The organism is Halogranum amylolyticum (assembly GCF_900110465.1).
Classification (GTDB): domain Archaea; phylum Halobacteriota; class Halobacteria; order Halobacteriales; family Haloferacaceae; genus Halogranum; species Halogranum amylolyticum.
On the sequence record NZ_FODV01000004.1, the window covers coordinates 419421 to 438186 of the forward strand.

Here is an 18766-nt window from a genome sequence, read left to right on the forward strand (position 1 = left end):
GGCGTCTCAGAACGCGTGAAAAAACATTACACGAGCTGTTCATCGAGAGGAGTGGGAACCGCCGTCGGTGTGATTCGAGGGAATGGCGACACGACGGTGTTGAAAATGCTACTCAAAATCGTGATAATTTCGGCAAGCTTTAAGTATCGTTCGCATATTGGTGCGAACGGTACTCACAGTGGAAAGACAATGACAGACGACAACCTACACAAGCTCTCCCGTCGGTCGGTCGTGAAGGCAACAGGTCTCGCTGGCGCGGCCGGAATGACGGGGCTGGCAGGCTGTACCGGCGACGGTGGCGACGGCGGCGACGGTGGCAACGGGAGCACCGACGGCGGCGACGGCGGCGACGGTGGCAGCGGCGGCGGCAACACCTTCGAGATCGTCCACTGGTGGACCGCCGGTGGCGAACAGGAGGCGCTCGACGCCCTGCTGAAAGGGTTCCAGGAGCAGTACCCCGACATCGAGGTCGAGAACAACCCTGCACCGGGCGGTGCCGGCAGCGCACTCGACACGGTGATCAAGAACCGCGTCCTCAACCAGAACCCGCCCTCCACCTTCCAGATCTGGCCCGGGAAGGCGCTGTATCCCTACACTGACGCAGATCTCCTGAACGATATCAGCGACAGCGTCTGGAGCAACAACAACATGGAGGGCAACTACCTCCAAGGCGTCAAGGACGCTGCGAAAGCCGGCACCGACAACTTCGTCTCGGTCCCCATCAACATCCACCGGCTGAACAACCTGTTCTACAACAAGTCGGTCGTCGAGAGCGCGGGCGTCGACCCCACGAACATCGGCGATCCGAGCGCGCTGCTGGGCGCGATGGAGACGGTCGCACAGGAGACCGACGCGACGCCGATGGCCCACCAGACGCAGTCGCCGTGGTCGAGCGTCCAGCTGTGGGAGACGATACTCATTGGCGAGAACGGCGTCGACACCTTCCAGACGTTCACCGACGGCGACGTCGCGAGCGTCGAGAGCGAGGTCAAGAGCGCACTCAGGCGTGTCAAGGAGTACAGCAACCACTTCCCGGAGGACGCGGGGTCGATCTCGTGGGACCAGGGGAACTCGATGGTCGTCAACGGCGAGGCCGCGTTCATCCACCAGGGCGACTGGGCGGCCGGCCAGTACAACGCGGCCGACAGTTTCGAGTACGACTCCGACTGGGGGAACGTCGCGTTCCCCGGCACCGAGGGCGTCTACTCGCTCGTGATGGACTCGTTCGTCTTCCCGAAGAACAACCCGTCGCCGGACGCGACGACGAAGTTCCTCACCTACTGCGGGACGAAGGACGCACAGAAGCGGTTCAACACGAAGAAAGGGTCGATCCCGCCGCGGACGGACGTCTCGATGGACGAGTTCGGCCCGTTCCTGCAGGCCCAAAGCGAGGACTTCGCGAACTCCGACAGCCAACCGGCGACGGTCGGCCACGGCACTGCCGTCCGCCCCGAAGTCAAGAGCAACATCGAGGGCGCGTTCGCGAGCTTCCACGAGTCCTACAACGTGAACGGCACGTACGACGAACTCGTCTCGGCGTTCGACGTATAGACCGTTACATATGCTTCGTTCTTTCTTCCGTGCGCTCGGTCGCAGTCGCGAGTCCGAGAGCGACGAGAGCCTCCGGACCGACGGAGGCGTCGCCGACCCCGCGATGGCGGACGAGAGCGAGACGAGTTCCAGTTCGGTGCTCGACAGCGAGTTCGTCCAGTCGCTCCCCTTCTGGGGACCGCCCGCACTCCTCGTCGGCCTGTTCGTCTACGGCGCCGTCGCGTGGAACGTCCTCATCTCGCTGACCGACTGGAGCGGACTCGGCCAGCCGGAGTACGACCAGTTCGACCTCTCGGTGTACAGCCAGATGCTGAACGAACTGCTCGATACGGGGTCGAACTTCTTCGTCGCCACCCGCAACACGGTCGTCCTGCTCCTCGCGTTTACCGTCGTCACCCTCTTGTTAGGACTCTTACTCGCGATCCTCGTCGATCAGGGCGTCCGCTTCGAGAACACGTTCCGGACCATCTACCTCCTGCCGATGAGTCTCTCGTTCGTCGTCACGGCCATCTTCTGGTCGTGGATGTACAACCCGAGCATCGGCCTCATCAACGAGACGCTTCGAACCGTCGGACTCGGGGCGTTCACGCAGGAGTGGATCTCCGACCCGCAGTTCAAACTCGGGGCGGTGATCTTCGCGCTGATGTGGCAGTTCTCCGGCTACGCGATGATCGTCTACCTCGCCGGACTGCAGGCCATCCCGACCGAACAGTACGAGGCGGCCCGCACCGACGGTGCCTCGACGGTCCGGATGTACTGGCGCGTCATCGTCCCGCAGCTCCGGTCGTCGACGACCAGCGCCGCCGTCGTGCTGATGGTGTTCGCGCTGAAGGCGTTCGACTTCCTGTTCGTCATGTTCGGTCCGAACCCCGGTCCGTCGGCGGACATCCTCTCGGTGATGATGTTCCGCGAGGCGTTCATGTCGACCAACTGGGCGTACGGCTCCGGCATCGCGACGGTGCTGTTCGCGATGGCGCTCGGCGTCATCGCGCCGTATCTCTACCGGCAGTACCAGCGGGGTGAGCTATGAGTTCCGGATCGTGGTCCGACAGCGTCACCCTCCGGCGTGCGAGCGTCTACGGCGTGCTCGCGGTGATGGTTGCGTTCTACCTCGCACCGCTGGAGACGGGGTTGATGACGGCGTTCAAGACCCAGAACGCCTTCTTCAGCACGACGCCGTTCGCCCCGCCGCCGGTCGACGGCGTGACGGCCCAACCGTGGGCCGAGGCGTTCGACCGTCTCTCGCCCGGTCTCGTCAACAGCCTCCTGTTCGCCGTGCCGGCGACGGTGCTGTCGGCGCTGTTCGGGTCGATGGCGGCCTACGGGATGACCAACCTGAACTGGAAGTATCAGGTCGGCGTGCTCTCGCTTTTCGTCGCCGGCGTGTTCATCCCCTATCAATCAGTCTTGGTGCCGCTGACCCGGTTCTGGGCGATCGTGGACGTGGCGGGACTGCTGACGTCCGTCGCGGGACTGCTGTCGTTCGTCCCGCTCGTTCCCGGGTTCCTCTCGGCAGCGGCCGACCGCGCCGGTCTCATCGAACTCGGCGTGACGCACGCCGCGTACGGCATCCCCATCTGTACCGTGCTGTTCCGCGGCTACTACCTCTCGCTGGACACCGAGATGCTGGAGGCCGCCCGATTGGACGGCGCCACCCCGGCGCGCATCTACCGGAAGATCGTCCTCCCGCTCTCGAAACCGATGTTCGCGGTCACGCTCATCTACCAGTTCACGAACATCTGGAACGACCTGCTGTTCGCGCTGGTGCTGGTGAACGACCCCGCGAACGCACCGATCACCATCGCGCTCAACACGCTGAAAGGGTCGATGGTCCAGGAGTACAACGTCCAGATGGCGGGCGCGTTCATCGCGGCGCTCCCGACGCTCGTCATCTACGTCCTGTTCGGCGAACAGTTCGCAAAAGGCGTCGCAGGTGAAACCTAATGGCACGACTCACACTCGACTCGGTCACGAAGCGGTTCGACGACGTCGTCGCGGTCGACGACGTCTCGATAGATATCGACGACGGGGAGTTCCTCGTCCTCGTCGGCCCCTCGGGGTGTGGTAAGTCCACCACCCTGCGGATGATTGCGGGGTTGGAGACCGTCACCGAGGGCGACATCCGACTCGGAGAGACCTCCATCGCGCGGAAGCGTCCGAAGGAGCGCGACATCGCGATGGTGTTCCAGTCGTACGCGCTCTACCCACATATGACCGTCCGCGAGAATATGTCGTTCGGTCTCGAAGAGTCGACGGATCTCTCGAAGGACGTCGTCCGCGAGCAAGTCGAGGACGCCGCCGAGATGCTCGGTATCTCCGAACTGCTCGACCGCAAGCCCGGCGAACTCTCCGGCGGGCAGCAACAGCGCGTCGCGCTCGGCCGCGCCATCGTCCGCGAACCCGCGGTGTTCCTGATGGACGAACCGCTCTCCAACCTGGACGCCAAACTCCGCGCTCAGATGCGGACGGAGCTCCAGCGCATCCAGGAGGACCTCGGTACGACCACCGTCTACGTCACGCACGACCAGACGGAGGCGATGACGATGGGCGACCGCATCGCCATCCTCGACGACGGCCGACTCCAGCAGGTCGGCACGCCGCTGGAGGTGTACCACAAGCCCGCAAACCGCTTCGTCGGCGGCTTCATCGGCGAACCGTCGATGAACTTCTTCGAGATGGAGGTGCAAGGCGACCGGCTGGTCAGGGTGTCGCGGAGCGACACCGAAGGGTCGAGCGGGCAACGCCCGCGAGACGTCGAGGAGTTCGCCTACCCGCTCTCTGAGACGACCCGTGAGGCCGTCGAGGGCTCTACCCACGTCACGCTCGGCATCCGCCCCGAGGACGTCGAGGTGCGCGACGACGGTGGCGGCGACCACCACGAGTTCGAGACAGTCGTCGACGTGGTCGAACCGATGGGCAACGAGAACACCGTCTACCTCGCCTTCTCGCCCGAGCGCGAGCACTCGTTCGTCGCGACGGTCGGCGGGATGCGCTCGATCGAGCCGGGACAGCCGGCCGTCGCACGCATCCCCGAGTCGGCGATCCACCTGTTCGACTCCGAGACCGGCGTGGCGCTGAAGAACCGCTCGCTCGACGAACTGGAGTCGACCGAACCGCGGCTCTAGTCTTCAGTCCGACGACTGCAACGCCGCCGCCGACGCCAGCGCCGCCTCACACGCACCGATAGGGTGGTAGCCCGGTTCGACCGCCGGTCCCTCGTCGGTGTCGACGTACTCGTTCTCGACGGTCAACTTCGTGTACCAGTTGCCACCGGGTGCGACGAGATGCTCGGTCGCGTACGCCCAGAACCGGCCGTACCACTCTCGATACTGTCTTTCGCCCGTCGCGTCCGCGAGGACGGCCGCCGCGCCGATCGCCTCCGCGACCGGCCAGCCGTACTTGTCGGCGACGATGGGGTCGCCGTCGGGCGCATGGGTGTAGTAGAACCCCCCGCGTTTCTCGTCCCAGCCGTCGTCGACGGCGGCGGCGAACAGTTCCTCGGCGCGGTCGAGCGGCCAGGAGGCGTCGACGTGGCCGTCGAGTTCGGTCAGCAGTTTCGCCCACTCGGCGTGATGGCCGGGCTGATAGCCCCACGGGCGGAACTGGTGGGCCTTCTCCTCGACGTTGTACTCCATGTCGTGGGTCCAGTCGGCGTCGTAGTGCTCCCAGAGGCGACCGTCGGTCCGCTCGGCGAGGTCGACGGTGAGGCGACGGGCGAGCCGTCGCGCTCGGTCGAGGTAACGTCCGTCGTCGGTGGCCTCGTAGGCCGCGAGCTGCGCCTCGCACATGTGCATGTTCGCGTTCTGCCCGCGGTACTGCTCGACCGGTCCCCAGTCGGCGTCGCGGTCGCTCCGACACAGACCCTGCTCCGGTTCCCAGAAGTAGCGGTCGACGAGGGCGAACGCGTTGTCGAGCGCCTCGCGCGCGCCGTCGACGTCGACGGTCGTCGCCTCGGCGAGCGCCAGGAGGACGAACGCGTGGCCGTACGTCGAGTAGTGGTCGTCGACGGGGTCGGTTCCCTCGAGCAGCCAGCGGTAGCCGCCGGTCTCGTCGTTCCGGTGGTGCTCGAGCAGGAACTCGACGCCGTGTTCGGCCGCCGACCGCGTCCAGTCGGGGCCGCCGTCGCGGGCCGCGCGACAGAAGTTGACGATAAAACGGCAGGTGGCGACGAGATGCTTCGCGTCGGGGTCGTACACCTCGCCGGTCCGTTCGTCCAACTGGGCGACGTAGCCGCCGCGTTCTTCGTCCATGCAGGTCGGATAGTAGAACTCCAGGACGTCCCGCCGGTGGTCGCGGAGCCATGCCGGGTCGCCGAAGTCGGGCGAACTGCGAGTCATGGTTCGAGGCGACGCGGGGGAGGGAGAAAACGATGGGGGACGGCGGGTGTGCGGTCGTCCCCGAGCGTCGCCGACACGAGACGAACGGCGTCCGCTACGCGTGCTCCTCGTACTCCTCGGGTGTGTACGTCTTGATCTCCATCGCGTGGATGTCGGTCGTCATGTGGTCGCCGAGCGCGTCGTACACCATCTGATGTTGCTGGACGAGGTTCTTCCCCGCGAAGGCGGGCGAGACGACGACGGCCGCGAAGTGGGCGTCCTCGTGGTTCTCGTCGGGACTGCGCGGCCGCGAGACGGTGGCCTCGGCGTCCTCGATACCGGCCTCGATGAGTCGTTCGATCTCCGAGAGGTCCATATCGGGGTGTGGGTCCGGGCCGACAAAAACGGGGCGGTGAGCGGTTCGCGTTCGGGAGGCCGAACGCCGGACCCGTCGACCGCGAGACGAGACGAGGCGAGCAGTTATCCGCCGGGCGCGCGCAGACGACGGCGTGTCCGACGCCGACGTCCCCGCCACGGTTCGGTCGTACCTGCTCTCAGAACACGAGAACCTGCTGGCGACGGCCGTCGACTGCGCCGACGCCGTCGCCGCCGGGTGGGACGGCGAGTCGACGACCGACCGCGACGCCGTGGCGGGGCCGCTGACGGCGACGCTCCGCCGCGCGGGCGTGCTGGAACGGCTCCCGGCCGTCCTCGCCGGCGCCGTCGACGCCGCGGGCTACCGGTTGCGGGCCGAACCGGTCGCCGCCCCGCCCTACGTCGTCGTCACCAGCACCGGGCCGGTGTTGCGGGCGACGCTCGCGGACGGACGACTGGTGGTCTCGCTCCGACTGTTCGCGGTCGAACGCGAGGGCGAGCGACGCTACGTCCGCGGGCCGCGAGACCCCGGGAAGGTGGTCGACGTCGCGTTCCGGTGACGAGCGTTCACGTCCAGCGGTCGAGCCCGGTCTGGACGAGCGACTCCTCGATGCGCTCGAACCCTCTGGCGACCTCGTCAGGGTCGACCTCCCACTCCTCGGTGACGTAGGCTCTCGCCGCCTCGAGGTCGGGGTCGATGTCGAGATCGACGTCGTAGTCGTCGGTGACCGGCGGGTCCAAGAACAGTTGGCGGATCCGGTCTGCGTGGTCGACGTGGAGGTCCCGCGCGTCGAGGACGCCCCAGAGGTCGCCGTGTTCCTTGACGGCCTTCAGCGCCGTCTTCGGCCCGATACCCGTGATCCCCGGGTTAAAGTCGGTGCCGACGAGGATGGCGACGTCGACGAGCTGTTCGTAGGTGATGTCGTGTCTCTCGAGCGTCGCCTCGAGGTCCATCAGTTCGGGGTCGCCCTTGCTCGTCAGTTGTCGGAGCGTCAGCGGCGCACCGAACAGGAGGGTGTCGTAGTCCTCGCTGCCGACGTAGTCGGCGTCGCCTCTCCGAGCCATGTACGAGGCCTGCGCCTCGCCCTCGGCGGGAGCCTCGATGTACGGGACGTCGAGACGGTCGAGCAGGCCGCGGGTCGTCTCGTGGATGACGGCCGTCAGCCGCTGGGTCCGCGCTTCGAGACGGGCGGCTTCGACGGCGTCGCCGCGCTCGCGGGCCTCCTCGAGTCGCTTCTCGGCTTTCTCCTTCTGCTCGCGGCGGGCCTCGACCTCGTCGTCTTTCAGCTCCGTCACGCCCCCGTCGAAGACGAAGATCGGCGTGATATCGTGTTCGAAGAACTTGGGGAGCCCCTGGACGAGGCCGACGAGGTTGGCGACCTCCTCGCCGCCGCCCGTCGTGTACGTCTCGTCTCGGGTCCACTTGACCGTCGTCGTCAGATATCGGTAGAGCCAGTTGTGCGCGTCGACGGCGACGACGCTCCCGCCGAGGTCGTCGAACGAGACGTCCGAGACGACCGCCAGATCGCGTAGGTCCGCGTTTCCCATTGGGTCCCCTTCGGGCGTCCCGTGCTTTAGTCTCCCGAGTCGTCGGGGTCGACGACGGGTGGTTCGACGTCGGCGACCGACGAGGGTTCGGTGTCGCTCGCGGACGGCGAGGGGTCGGTGTCGCTTGCAGACGGCGAGGGGTCGGTGTCGCTCGTCGACGGCGACGCCGCGTCGACGACGGCCGGCGGGTCCGTCCGTTCCTTCGCCGCGAGGAACTCGCGCTCCTCGTCGCTGAGGTCGCGTTCGCGGAAGACGTCAAGCCCACACTGGTAGGTCGGGCGGTCACGTTCGCCGGGGCGTTCGAGGACGAGTTCGGCGAGTCCGGTCTGTCGACCGGTGTAGGCGAACCCGGCTTTGTACATCGCCTGGTAGGCGAAGGGGTTGTTGACGGCGATGCGGAGTCGACGGTAGCCGCGGTCCTCCGCCCGGTCCGCGACGAACGCCGCCAGTCGAGGGGCGAGCCCCTCGCCACGGTGGTCCGCGTGGACCGTAACGTATCTGAGCCACAACACGCCGGAGTCCGTCCGGTCTTCGTTGAACGCGACGGCGGCGTAGATGCCGTCCTCGAAGACGGACGGATCGACCGTCGGCGGGGTGTCGGCCGACGGAGCGGGGTCGGTCTCGTCGCTCGCGACGTCGGGGTCGCGGACCACCGCCTTCCCCGTCGTCGACATCACGAACTTCCCCGCGTAGCTGAACGTCCGGTAGTCGAGCCGGAGCGTCGGCTCGTCGTCGGGCCAGCCGAGCAGGGCAAACTCCATACACACGGTACTGTCTGGACGGTTAAGAGGGCAAGGCTTTGTATCGGGCGACACGACTGTCAATTATGCACGGTGTTGGCGACGTTCGATTCTTCGATCGGGTCGCGCGTCTCTACGACCTCGCGATGCCACCCGCCGAGCGCGGCGCACTGCTCGACGGGCTCTCGCGGGCCGAGCGACCCGTCGAACACGTCCTCGACGTCGGCGGCGGCAGCGGACGGGCGGGGGTCACGCTGACCGCGCCGGACCGGCAGGTGACCGTCGTCGACGTCTCGGGCGAGATGCTCTCGCGTGCTCGCGGACGCGGACTCGACTGCGTGCGCGGCGACGCCCGGACGCTCCCCGTCGCGGACGGCGCCGTCGACGCAGTGACCGTCGTCGACGCGTTCCACCACATGCCCGACCAGCGTGCCGTCCTTGCCAACGTGGCCCGCGTGCTCGCTCCGGGCGGCGCGGTGGTGATCCGGGAGTTCGACCCGGAGACGCTCCTCGGCCGGGTAGTCGAGCGCGTCGAGGATGCCGTCGGGATGGGGTCGTTGTTCACGGGGCCGGACGACCTCGCGCGGGCGATCGAACGAACCGGACTCGACGCACGGGTGCTCGACCGGGGGTTCGGGTACACCGTCGTGGGCGTGAAACAGGACAATAATTAGACCCCCAACGATAGAGACGGTATGGCCAACTCGCAGAAATCGTTCCTCGAGAAGCGCCTCGACGGCGACGCACTCCCGCTCGCAGTCGGGGATATCGTCGTACTCGTCGCCCTGCTCACGTTCGGTGCCGTGAACCACCACACCACAGCGGTGCTCTCGATGCCGACGGAACTGGCGACGACCATCCTCCCGTTCATCGCGACCTGGCTCGTCTTCGCGCCGCTCGTGGGTGCCTACTCGCCCGGAGCGGTCGAGTCGGCCAAGGCGGCCGTCCCGCTCGCCATCCGGTCGTGGATCCCGGCCACCATCGTCGGTATCCCCGTCTGGTATCTGATGCCCGGCAACGCCACGACGCTCGTCGGCGCGGGCATCTTCGCGACGGTCCTCGTCGTCTTCGGGTCGGTCGGACTCGGCATCTGGCGAACGCTCTGGTTCAAACTCTCCTGATCGGCTCGCCGCTCACGCGGCGGTCGTCCCCTTCTTCCGCGACAGCACCACGCCGATGAGCGACGCGACCGCCGCGATGACGGCGAGTGTCACGAACAGCACCGGCGGCGACGCGTAGCTGAGGATCGTCCCGGCCATGACACCGCCGAGTGCGCCCACCCCGAACACGCCGACGTAGGTGAACCCGTAGGAGAGCCCGCGCGTGCCGGCAGGGGTGTACTCAGCGATGGCCGCCTGATAGAGTGGCTGGACGACGAACAGCGCGAAGCCGAGAACGCCCCCGACGAAGAGCAGCGGGCCGAACCCGGCGTTGGCGACGGGGAAGAACGCCAGCGCGAGCAGGGCGAGACCGCCGAACGCGCCGGCAATGCCGTGTTCGACGGGGATGCGGTCGGTGAGTCGGCCGCCGACGTACTGACCGAGGACACCGACCATGAGGATCCCCGAGTAGACGTAGTTCTCCGGGTTGAGGGTCTGGCTGCCGGAGCCGCCGACGACGACGCCGTCAAGGCTCGCCGGGAGGAGCGCCGAGATCGAGACCGGGGCGAAGCCGGGGAGGTCGGCGAGGAGACCCGGGAGGAACGTCAGCACGCCGCGGTAGTAGAGTCCGGAACACATGGCGACGGTGAAGACGAGCGCGAACCGACCGGTGAACAGCCGTCGCGACTCGGCGAACAGATCGGAGAGCGACGAGACGCCGCTCGTCGCCTTCGACCCCCCGGACGTCCGTTCGGTGTCGGCGGAGCCGTCAGCAGCGCCAGCACCGGCGTCGCCTCCGTCGGCGGCGACGGCCGCCCCCTCGTCGAACTCCGCGCGGGTGGCGTAAGCGGCGGCGACGAGGGCCGGCAGCGCGAGGAACCCCGCGACGGTCGTCCAGTCGAACACGAGGAGCAACACCGCCGTCAAGAGCGGGCCGAGCCCGATGCCGACGTTGCCGGCGATGCCGTGGTAGGCGAACCCCGTCCCGCGCTCCTCGACGCCCTTGCTGATGAGCGCGAGACCGGCCGGGTGGTAGACGCTCGCGGCCGCTCCCCAGAGCAGGAGGCCGACGGCGACGACGGCGAGCGACGGCGACAGCCACAGCAGGAGGAAGGACCCGGCCATCCCGAGCAGACAGCCGCTGATGAGTCGCCGCGACCCGACACGGTCGACGACGATGCCGCCGGGGAGCGCCCCGAGGCCGAACAGGGCGTAGCCGCCCGTGACGACGGCCCCGAGCGTCGCCTGGTTGACGGGGAACTGTGCGAGACCGAGGTCGATGACCTCGTACTGGTCGAGCCAGATAGTGATGAAGATGGGGATCGACAGCTCGTAGGTGTGGACCATCCCGTGAGCGAGCATCACGAGAGCGACGATCGCGCGGTCGTTCCGGTTCACTGGTGTGACTACTGCACACGCGGAGAGTTAACCCTACGGTCCGCGGAAGCCGTGGTATGAGAACGCACGGCACGAAAACGCGGAGACGACGGCGATATTCTCCACCGTTTTTGTGTCAGTTTTCTTCGTTCTGAGCCGCAGAAAATCGCCGGGGAGAGCCGGTTCTCCCGCCACTATATCTCCATAACTTATGGGTTGGTTACTAGAATTTGGCTCAGAGAATATGGGTCAGCTACGGGAAAGAATTATATACGTGCTATCCATACTTTGTGTTGTATTATGACCGGATATTATGATTATGTGCTTGGGGTCATCCCACTCGCGCTGCTCGGTATCACGACTGCACTCAGCATCGTGGGCTTCCCCTTGACGATGGCTGTGCCCGCTGGCGCCAGCGTGGCAGCGTTGGTCATCGGACACGCACTCTTCGTAAACGGTCCGGTGAGCCCGACCCCGCAGCGTCAGGCACCGCAGCCGCAGTCACCGCCGGTCAACGCCGACTGAGTCGGTAACCGCTTTCCGCCGCCCGCAGTATTTTGGTTCTGGGTTTCGTCCGTCGACGCATGACGGAGACGCTGTTTCTGACGAGCGAGGACGTCGCAGGGCTGGCGACGCCCGGCGAGTACGTCGACGCCGTCCGCGAGGGGTACCGCCAGCGCGGTCAGGGTGCCCCGGCCGAACCGCGGACCAAACTCGCCAACGACGACCCAAAGGGGATGTTGACCACCTACTCCGCCGTCCTTCCCGACACCGGAGCGATGGGTGGCTATATGTACGACGCCGGGTTCGGTGCCCGCGACGCCTGGTTTATGACGCCGCTTTTCGACGCCGACTCCGGCGAGCCGCGCGCGCTGCTCGACGGCGCGAGCATGAACCCCTTCAAGACGGGCGCGGCGGGGGCCGTCGGTGTCGACGCGCTCGCCCGCGAGGACGCCGAGTCGGTCGCCGTCGTCGGCAGCGGGGCACAGGCCCGCGGCCAGCTCCGCGCCATCGACACGGTCCGGGACCTCGACACCGTCTGGGTCTACTCGCCGACGAAGGAACACCGCGAGGAGTTCGCCGGCGAGATGAACACCCGACTCGACGCGAGCGTCGCCGCCGTCGCCTCCAGCGCGGCCGCCATCGAGGGCGCCGATATCGTCGTCACCGCGACGACGGCCAGCGAACCGGTGTTCGACGGCGAGTCGCTCGAACCGGGGACGCACGTCACGGCGATGGGGCAGTACGACCCCGAGAAACGCGAACTCGACGCGACGACGATCGAACGGTCGACGTACGTCATCGACCTCCGGGCGCGGGCGACCCACGACGCCGGGTCGTTCATCCACGCCGTCGAGGAGGGCGTCGTCGACGAGGACCACGTCCACGCCGAACTCGGCGAGGTCGTCGCGGGACGAGCAGAGGGTCGGACGGACGACGAGGAGATCACCGTCTTCGACAGCGGCGGGACGGGAATCGAGACCGTCGCCGCCGCGCAGTTGCTCTACGAGAAGGCGGTCGAGCAAGGGTTGGGGCAGACGCTCGAGTTCGCGCCGGCGAGCGAGGCGCTCACCGGCGAGTGAACGCACGAGCGAACCCACCGAGGGCCGCCGCCTCCGGTAGTTTCACCTCGAATCCGTCCCTGTCTCGGCTATGCAACTCCACTGGCACCGTCGCGACCTCCGAGCGGCCGACAATCGGGCGCTCGCGACGGCGGCGGACGCCGAACCCGTCGTCCCGCTCTTCGTGTTCGACGACGACGTGCTGGCTCACGCCGGACCGCCGCGGGTCCGGTTCATGCTCGACGCGCTCGCCGAACTCAGAGAGTGGTACCGCGAGCGGGACAGCGATCTGCTGGTCGCCCGCGGCGACCCCCGCGAGGTAGTTCCGCGGGTCGCGAGCGACCACGACGTCGACCGCGTCGTCTGGAACAGAGACTACAGCGGCCTCGCGCGACGCCGCGACGCCGCCGTCAGGCGGGCGCTCGACGACGCCGGCGTCGACCGGACGGCCGTCCACGACGCCATCCTCCACGAACCGGGGTCGATCACGACGAACGCGGGCGACCCCTACTCCGTCTACAGCTACTTCTGGAAGAAGTGGCGCGACCGGGAGAAGGCCGACCCCTACGACGCGCCCGACGCAGACCGACTCGCCGACGTGTCGGGCGACGACCTTCCGGCGATCGAAGAGTTGGGGTTCGAGGAACCCGACGCCGAGCTGCAGTCGGCCGGCACCGGCGCCGCCCGTGACCGGCTCGAAGCGTTCTGCGATGACGCCATCTACCGCTACGACGAGGACCGCGACTACCCGACGCGGAACGGAACCTCCCGACTCTCGACGGACCTCAAGTTCGGCACCGTCGGCATCCGCGAGGTGTACCGCGCGACCGAGGCGGCGAAGGCCGCAGTCGTGGACGACGGCGATAGGGGAGGAGACGGGAGTGGCGACGGAGACGACGAGACGACGACCGACGAAGTCGACTCCGTCGAGGAGTTCCAGTCACAGCTCGCCTGGCGGGAGTTCTTCACGCACGTGCTCTTCTTCAACCCCGAGGTGGTCACACGGAACTACAAGCAGTACGAACGCGACATCGAGTGGCGAGCCGACGACGAGGAGTTGCAGGCGTGGAAGGACGGCGAGACGGGGTATCCCATCGTCGACGCCGGGATGCGGCAGCTGAAGCAGGAGGCGTACATCCACAACCGGGTCCGGATGATCGTCGCGTCGTTCCTGACGAAAGACCTACTCGTCGACTGGCGGGCGGGGTACGCCCACTTCCGGGAGTTCCTCGCCGACCACGACACCGCGAACGACAACGGCGGGTGGCAGTGGGCCGCCTCGACGGGGACCGACGCCCAACCCTACTTCCGCATCTTCAACCCGATGACGCAGGGCGAACGATACGACCCCGACGCCGACTACATCGGGCGGTACGTGCCCGAACTCCGCGACGTCGACGCCGACACCGTCCACGAGTGGCACGAGCTGTCCGACGAGGAGCGCGACCGCGCCGCCCCGGACTACCCCGCACCCATCCTCGACCACGGCGAACGGCGCGAACGGGCGTTGTCGATGTTCGAACGAGCACGCGGCGACGACGAGGAGTGACGAGGTAGAGTCACAAGACCGACACATCCATACCGGCGGCCCGCGAGTGGTCGGGTATGCGACAGCCCTCGCGTCTCGTGCTCGGTGTCGTCCTCGGCCTGTTCGTGGGTGTCGCCGTCGGCGGTGTCGGTGCGAGCGTCGTCGGCCCGCTGTTCGGGTCGCCCGACTCGACGACGCCGGAGGGGCCGGACCCGGCCGACCCGCCGCGGTCGCTCGCGACCGGGACCGGCTGTCTCCCCGCGAACGACACCGACACCGGATGGGCACACGAGGTCGCCTCGGGGATGTCGCGGACGTTCACGGCGAACCTGAGCGTGACCCACGCCCCCAACGAGACGGTGAACGTCTCGTTCGAGGTGTCTCAGCCCGGATCGTACGTCCTCGCGGTCGACGTCGTCGACGGCGGGAAAGAGGGGTCGCCGGACTGCCCGACGGGGAGCACCGTCGAGTTCGCCGCCTCGCTGCCGACCGAGTACGAGCGCGTCGAGATCGTCGTCGACGGACAGACCGTCGAGACCGTCGAGAACGACGGCGACACGACCGCCGACCTCTGGACGTTCGCGTGGAACCAGAGCGACGGGGAGGGACGATGAGACGGCGGCCGACGCGCCGGTCGTTCGCCGCAACGACGACAGTCGCGCTGACAGGTCTCGCGGGGTGTACGAGTCGATTCGGGACGGGGGACGAAACGGCAACGTCGGTGCCGGTTCACTGGGAGACGACCACCTCGGCCCACGGGATCGAACTCGACTGCACGCCCGTGGTGGGGTCGCTGGACGCGCCGCTCGTGCTCTACTACTGGACCGACTACTGCTGTCCGTTCTGCGAGCAGTTCGAACGGGAGACGCTGCCGAAACTCCTGGAGAACGAGGTCGACAGCGGCGAACTCCGGATCGTGAGCCTGCAGTTTCCGAACGTCGGCGACAACTCGATGCTGGCGGCGGCGACGGACAAGTGCGTCTGGCGGCAGGTCCGCGAGTCGACGCCCGAGACGTATCTCGACTGGCACGCCGCCGTCTTCGACGCCCAGGGAGAGCCGAACTCCGGATGGGCCGACAGAGACGACCTGCTCGACGTCGCGCGCGGCGTCGACGGACTGCCGGTCGACGACGTCGAGAGCTGCCTGCGGACGCAGGGAGAGGCGGTTCGAGAGCGCGTCGGGACCGAGGTCGAACGCGCGACAGAGCGTCGCCTGCGGGGGACGCCGGGGTTCGTGCTGCATCACCCCGAGAAGGGCGTCGCCGGCAAACTCGCGGGCGCACAGCCGTACTCGCGGTTCGAAGAGGCGATGCGTCGGATTCGGAGCGTCTGACGGTCAGAGAGTTTCCAGCCGGCTACGATAACCCCTCTCAGTGGTACAGCGAGTACGAGATGAACCCCATCCCGGCGAGAACGAACCCGGTCCTGAAGAACCCCGTGTGAAGCAGGTTCGGGAGGTACGTGTTCAGAAGCGAGCAGTCCATCACGCCGCCGAGACTGATGCAGACGAACCCGACCGAGATGTAGAGCATCGTCCGACTCTGGTTCCGGCGGTAACCCCGGTAGGCTTGGTAAGCGATGAAGAAGCCGAGCGCGATGACGAGCAGGTTGGCCGCGACGAGCGCGGTACTCATTCGTCTCCCCCCCGGATGTCCTCCCAGACGCGCGTAAAGCGGTCTGCGGCGTCAGATTCCTGTGTGATAGTCACGTCTATCTCTCCGTTGTCGATGTCGATGTCGATGTGTTCGACCGCCGCCTCGTACGTCGTGTAGTGGTTGCCCGTCGGATCGAGTTCGGTGTCTTCGACCACGAGACCCTGTGCAACCAAGTCGTCGACGCGGCGGTAGACTGTCGGTAACGAGGCGTCACAGATGTCGGCGAGTTCCCGCGCCGACATCGCGTCCCGACTGGTCGCCGTGAGGATCGCCCGGGCGTACTCGTCGTGGAGTAACCGGAACACGGCAGCGTCGTCGGGGTCGTCACTCACAGTAGGTCTCACGCGCCGGGGGTTGAAACGTTGCCGGGTCTTTTCCGAGCCAGAAAACGCCGACCACTCGTTATAACCGTCGTCGGAGAAGGGGGCAGTATGTCGCGGAGAACACGCCGAGCGCTGTTGCGCGGAACTGCAGTCGCTGCCATCGCGAGTCTCGCAGGCTGCAGTGCGACCGGATCGTCGGAGTCGGGAGCGGCGAACGGGACGACTACCACCTCGGACGCCGGGTCGACCGGATCGCCGTCGACCGCAGAGACCACCTCGGAGTCGACTGCGACGCCCGAACAGACGACGGTCTCCTCGGAACCCGTCACGCCGTCGTTGCACGCCGCCTCGGAGACGACCGGGTTCGACGTCGACCTCGCCGGGGTCCCGATCGTCGGATCCGCCGACGCCACGATGGATCTCTACTACTGGAGCGACTACCAGTGTCCGTTCTGCCAGAAGTTCGAGCAGCGGACGTTCCCGAAACTCGTGCGGACACACGTCCAGGAGGGCCGGATCCGCATCCCGCTGCTCCAGTTCCCCAACATCGGCGAGAACTCGATGGCCATGTCGACGATGGCTCGGTGCGTCTGGCGACAGACGCGTGAGAACCAACCCGAGGCGTTCTGGAACTGGCACGCGACGGTGTTCGAAGAACAGGGGTTCCCCAACGGCGACTGGTCGAAGCGGTCGAACATGCTAGAGTTGACGCGGGAGGTCGACGGCGTCGACGCCGACGCCGTCGACACCTGCATGCAGGAGAACCGCGACGCCATCACCTCGAAGATCGAGGCGGAACGGAGCCGAGGGCAGAAGGCCGGACTCGACGGAACGCCGTCGTTCATCCTCTACAACCCCGAGACGGACAGATCCACCGACCTCCAGGGCGCACAGCCGTACTCGCGGTTCGACAGTAAGATCCAGTCACTGCTGGAGTAACCATGTCGGGACAGACCGCAACAGCGAGGTGGCGGGGACGACTCGAACGGTTCGGTTCACAGCTCGTCGCGGCGTTGACGTACCCATTCTCGTCCGGGCCGCGACTGGTCACGACGCTCGTCCTCGCCGCCCTCACCTTCGTCCTCCTGATCCTGAGCACCTTCCCGACGTACACGATGCAGATGCTGGGCGCGGGCGTCCAGCGCTATCTGGTGCAGGCGTTCGTCGATCTGTTCGAGACGACCTACCAGTCGGTCGGCGTGTTCGGCGTCGGGCTCATCGTCGCCTACGCCGTCCTCACCGGCGTCGCGTTGGTCAACGCCGCCGCACAGCTCCGTGTCGCCGGCGTCTCCAGTCTCTCGGATCTGACCGGCGTCGTCCCCGGCCTCCTCGCGTCCGGCTGTGCGAGCTGTGGTGCGGGGCTGCTCGGCTTCCTCGGGTTCACCGGCGCGCTCGCGGCGATGCCGTTCCACGGCGACCTGCTCCGCGTTGGCGGGCTGTTGCTGCTCCTGTTCTTCCTCGGGCGGGCCGGCGACCCCCGACAGTGTCGGCTGACCTGAGCCGATCCCCTCTGACTCGCTTCGCTTCGACTCCACCGAAGGCTCTTCTCGCCGCCTTGCGAAGGAGATCCATGACTACGAACGTCGCCGTCCTGCTGTACGAGGGGTTCGACGAACTCGACGCGGTCGGCCCCTACGAAGTCTTTCGGACCGCGGCCGCCTTCGACGCCGATCTCTCGACGCGACTCGTCACGCTCGAGGAGCGCGATCGAGTGACCGCGAGCCACGGCCTGCGCGTCGAACCCGACGGATCGTTGGATTCCGACGCCGACCGCCCCGACGTCCTCGTCGTCCCCGGCGGCGGGTGGAACACCCGAAGCGAGGCGGGGGCGTGGGCCGAGGCCGAACGTGGCGTCGTCCCGGAAGCGCTCGCGACGCTCCACGGGGCGGGCGCGACAGTCGCTGCCGTCTGTACCGGTGGGATGTTGGCGGCGCGGGCGGGGTTGACCGACGGTCGACCGGCGGTCACCCACGCGAGCGCCGTCGACGACCTCCGAGCGACGGGGGCCGACGTGGTCGACGCCCGCGTCGTCGACGACGGCGACCTCCTCACCGCAGGCGGTGTCACGTCGGGACTCGACCTCGCGCTCCACCTCGTCGAGCGACTCGCCGGTGCGGAGACGGCCGACCGAGTCGCGACCGAGATCGAGTACGACCGGCGGTTCGACGTCCACACGGCAGAACGATAACGCCGGACGGAGGCGGGTCGTGTGGCGTGGTAACAGCCGTCTCCTCAAGCTTTAACAGGATTCCGCGCAACTCTTCGCCCGGAGGAATTATCATGAGTTACGAACTGGAACCACTCCCGTACGAGTATGACGCGCTGGAACCGCACATCTCCGAGCAGGTGCTGACGTGGCATCACGACACCCACCATCAGGGCTACGTCAACGGCTGGAACAGCGCCGAGGAGACGCTCGAACAGAACCGCGAGAGCGGCGAGTTCGGCTCCTCGCCTGGTGCGATCCGTAACGTCACCCACAACGGCTGTGGCCACATCCTCCACGACCTGTTCTGGCAGAACATGTCGCCGGAGGGTGGCGACGAGCCTTCGGGTGACCTCGCAGACCGCATCGAGGAGGACTTCGGCTCCTACGACGCCTGGAAGGGCGAGTTCGAGGCCGCCGCGGGCAACGCCAGCGGCTGGGCGCTGTTGGTCTACGACAGCTTCTCGAACCAACTGCGCAACGTC

General features: G+C 67.1%; 23 protein-coding genes. 16 read left to right on the plus strand and 7 right to left on the minus strand.

Annotated features, from left to right (window positions below; all coding sequences use genetic code 11):
- Positions 1-189 precede the first annotated feature (189 nt).
- Genes BSG17_RS10805 through BSG17_RS10820 form a run of 4 tightly spaced genes read left to right on the plus strand, consistent with a single transcriptional unit; the run spans position 190 to position 4676 of the window.
- Positions 190-1551 (plus strand): ABC transporter substrate-binding protein, encoded by a 1362-nt coding sequence (locus BSG17_RS10805; protein WP_089823836.1) that lies wholly within the window; start codon positions 190-192, stop codon positions 1549-1551.
- Between the two features lie 10 nt (positions 1552-1561).
- Positions 1562-2581 (plus strand): carbohydrate ABC transporter permease, encoded by a 1020-nt coding sequence (locus tag BSG17_RS10810; RefSeq protein ID WP_089823838.1) that lies wholly within the window; start codon positions 1562-1564, stop codon positions 2579-2581.
- Positions 2578-3495: a carbohydrate ABC transporter permease gene (locus BSG17_RS10815; RefSeq protein WP_089823840.1), complete on the plus strand. Its 918-nt coding sequence runs from the start codon at positions 2578-2580 to the stop codon at positions 3493-3495. Before BSG17_RS10810 ends, BSG17_RS10815 begins: the two co-directional genes overlap by 4 nt.
- Positions 3495-4676, plus strand: coding sequence for an ABC transporter ATP-binding protein (locus BSG17_RS10820; protein ID WP_089823842.1), 1182 nt, complete (start codon positions 3495-3497; stop codon positions 4674-4676). The genes BSG17_RS10815 and BSG17_RS10820 overlap by 1 nt, the downstream gene beginning before the upstream one ends.
- Positions 4677-4679: 3 nt before the next feature.
- Here the strand turns inward: BSG17_RS10820 and BSG17_RS10825 are convergent, their stop codons facing one another.
- Positions 4680-5888, minus strand: a complete 1209-nt coding sequence (locus tag BSG17_RS10825) for an AGE family epimerase/isomerase (RefSeq protein ID WP_089823844.1) — start codon at positions 5886-5888, stop codon at positions 4680-4682.
- A gap of 94 nt (positions 5889-5982) precedes the next feature.
- Positions 5983-6243 (minus strand): BolA family protein, encoded by a 261-nt coding sequence (locus tag BSG17_RS10830; RefSeq protein ID WP_089823846.1) that lies wholly within the window; start codon positions 6241-6243, stop codon positions 5983-5985.
- A gap of 133 nt (positions 6244-6376) precedes the next feature.
- On the opposite strand from BSG17_RS10830, the gene BSG17_RS10835 reads away from it, so the two are divergent.
- Positions 6377-6802, plus strand: coding sequence for a DUF7988 family protein (locus BSG17_RS10835; protein ID WP_089823848.1), 426 nt, complete (start codon positions 6377-6379; stop codon positions 6800-6802).
- Between the two features lie 7 nt (positions 6803-6809).
- On the opposite strand, the gene fen is transcribed toward BSG17_RS10835, so the two are convergent.
- On the minus strand, positions 6810-7790 hold the full coding sequence (gene fen, locus BSG17_RS10840) for a flap endonuclease-1 (RefSeq protein WP_089823850.1): 981 nt from the start codon (positions 7788-7790) through the stop codon (positions 6810-6812).
- 26 nt (positions 7791-7816) lie between these two features.
- A complete protein-coding gene (locus tag BSG17_RS10845) occupies positions 7817-8551 on the minus strand; it encodes a GNAT family N-acetyltransferase (RefSeq protein ID WP_089823852.1) in 735 nt (244 codons plus the stop codon).
- 65 nt (positions 8552-8616) lie between these two features.
- Between BSG17_RS10845 and BSG17_RS10850 the strand changes: the two genes are divergently transcribed.
- Together BSG17_RS10850 and BSG17_RS10855 are read left to right on the plus strand one after the other, a co-directional pair.
- Positions 8617-9204, plus strand: a complete 588-nt coding sequence (locus tag BSG17_RS10850) for a class I SAM-dependent methyltransferase (protein WP_089823854.1) — start codon at positions 8617-8619, stop codon at positions 9202-9204.
- Between the two features lie 21 nt (positions 9205-9225).
- Positions 9226-9651 carry a DUF3054 domain-containing protein gene (locus BSG17_RS10855; protein WP_089823856.1) on the plus strand — a complete coding sequence of 142 codons (426 nt, stop codon included), beginning with the start codon at positions 9226-9228 and terminating at the stop codon, positions 9649-9651.
- A 12-nt stretch (positions 9652-9663) separates the two neighbouring features.
- On the opposite strand, the gene BSG17_RS10860 is transcribed toward BSG17_RS10855, so the two are convergent.
- Positions 9664-10992 carry an MFS transporter gene (locus BSG17_RS10860; RefSeq protein WP_170864781.1) on the minus strand — a complete coding sequence of 443 codons (1329 nt, stop codon included), beginning with the start codon at positions 10990-10992 and terminating at the stop codon, positions 9664-9666.
- 315 nt (positions 10993-11307) lie between these two features.
- Between BSG17_RS10860 and BSG17_RS27780 the strand changes: the two genes are divergently transcribed.
- The 5 genes from BSG17_RS27780 (at position 11308) to BSG17_RS10885 (ending at position 15430) form a co-directional block, all read left to right on the plus strand.
- Positions 11308-11532 (plus strand): DUF8015 family protein, encoded by a 225-nt coding sequence (locus tag BSG17_RS27780; RefSeq protein WP_089823860.1) that lies wholly within the window; start codon positions 11308-11310, stop codon positions 11530-11532.
- Positions 11533-11591: 59 nt separating this feature from the next.
- Positions 11592-12590, plus strand: coding sequence for an ornithine cyclodeaminase family protein (locus BSG17_RS10870; RefSeq protein ID WP_089823862.1), 999 nt, complete (start codon positions 11592-11594; stop codon positions 12588-12590).
- Between the two features lie 70 nt (positions 12591-12660).
- Positions 12661-14118 (plus strand): cryptochrome/photolyase family protein, encoded by a 1458-nt coding sequence (locus tag BSG17_RS10875; RefSeq protein ID WP_089823864.1) that lies wholly within the window; start codon positions 12661-12663, stop codon positions 14116-14118.
- A 56-nt stretch (positions 14119-14174) separates the two neighbouring features.
- Positions 14175-14711 (plus strand): hypothetical protein, encoded by a 537-nt coding sequence (locus tag BSG17_RS26975; protein ID WP_170864776.1) that lies wholly within the window; start codon positions 14175-14177, stop codon positions 14709-14711.
- Positions 14708-15430, plus strand: coding sequence for a DsbA family protein (locus tag BSG17_RS10885; RefSeq protein ID WP_170864777.1), 723 nt, complete (start codon positions 14708-14710; stop codon positions 15428-15430). Before BSG17_RS26975 ends, BSG17_RS10885 begins: the two co-directional genes overlap by 4 nt.
- A 37-nt stretch (positions 15431-15467) precedes the next feature.
- Here the strand turns inward: BSG17_RS10885 and BSG17_RS10890 are convergent, their stop codons facing one another.
- Positions 15468-15731 (minus strand): DUF7521 family protein, encoded by a 264-nt coding sequence (locus BSG17_RS10890; RefSeq protein WP_089823870.1) that lies wholly within the window; start codon positions 15729-15731, stop codon positions 15468-15470.
- On the minus strand, positions 15728-16084 hold the full coding sequence (locus tag BSG17_RS10895; RefSeq protein WP_089823872.1) for an ArsR/SmtB family transcription factor: 357 nt from the start codon (positions 16082-16084) through the stop codon (positions 15728-15730). The genes BSG17_RS10890 and BSG17_RS10895 overlap by 4 nt, the downstream gene beginning before the upstream one ends.
- A 99-nt stretch (positions 16085-16183) precedes the next feature.
- On the opposite strand from BSG17_RS10895, the gene BSG17_RS10900 reads away from it, so the two are divergent.
- The 4 genes from BSG17_RS10900 to sod form a co-directional block, all read left to right on the plus strand.
- Positions 16184-17014 carry a thioredoxin domain-containing protein gene (locus BSG17_RS10900; protein WP_089823875.1) on the plus strand — a complete coding sequence of 277 codons (831 nt, stop codon included), beginning with the start codon at positions 16184-16186 and terminating at the stop codon, positions 17012-17014.
- 2 nt (positions 17015-17016) lie between these two features.
- A complete protein-coding gene (locus tag BSG17_RS10905) occupies positions 17017-17574 on the plus strand; it encodes a hypothetical protein (RefSeq protein ID WP_089823877.1) in 558 nt (185 codons plus the stop codon).
- Between the two features lie 71 nt (positions 17575-17645).
- The gene (locus BSG17_RS10910; RefSeq protein WP_089823879.1) at positions 17646-18263 is read left to right on the plus strand and encodes a DJ-1/PfpI family protein; all 618 of its coding nucleotides are present in this window, start codon (positions 17646-17648) and stop codon (positions 18261-18263) included.
- Positions 18264-18355: 92 nt separating this feature from the next.
- On the plus strand, positions 18356-18766 hold a 411-nt coding region (gene sod, locus BSG17_RS10915), incomplete at its 3' end, for a superoxide dismutase [Mn] (protein WP_089823881.1).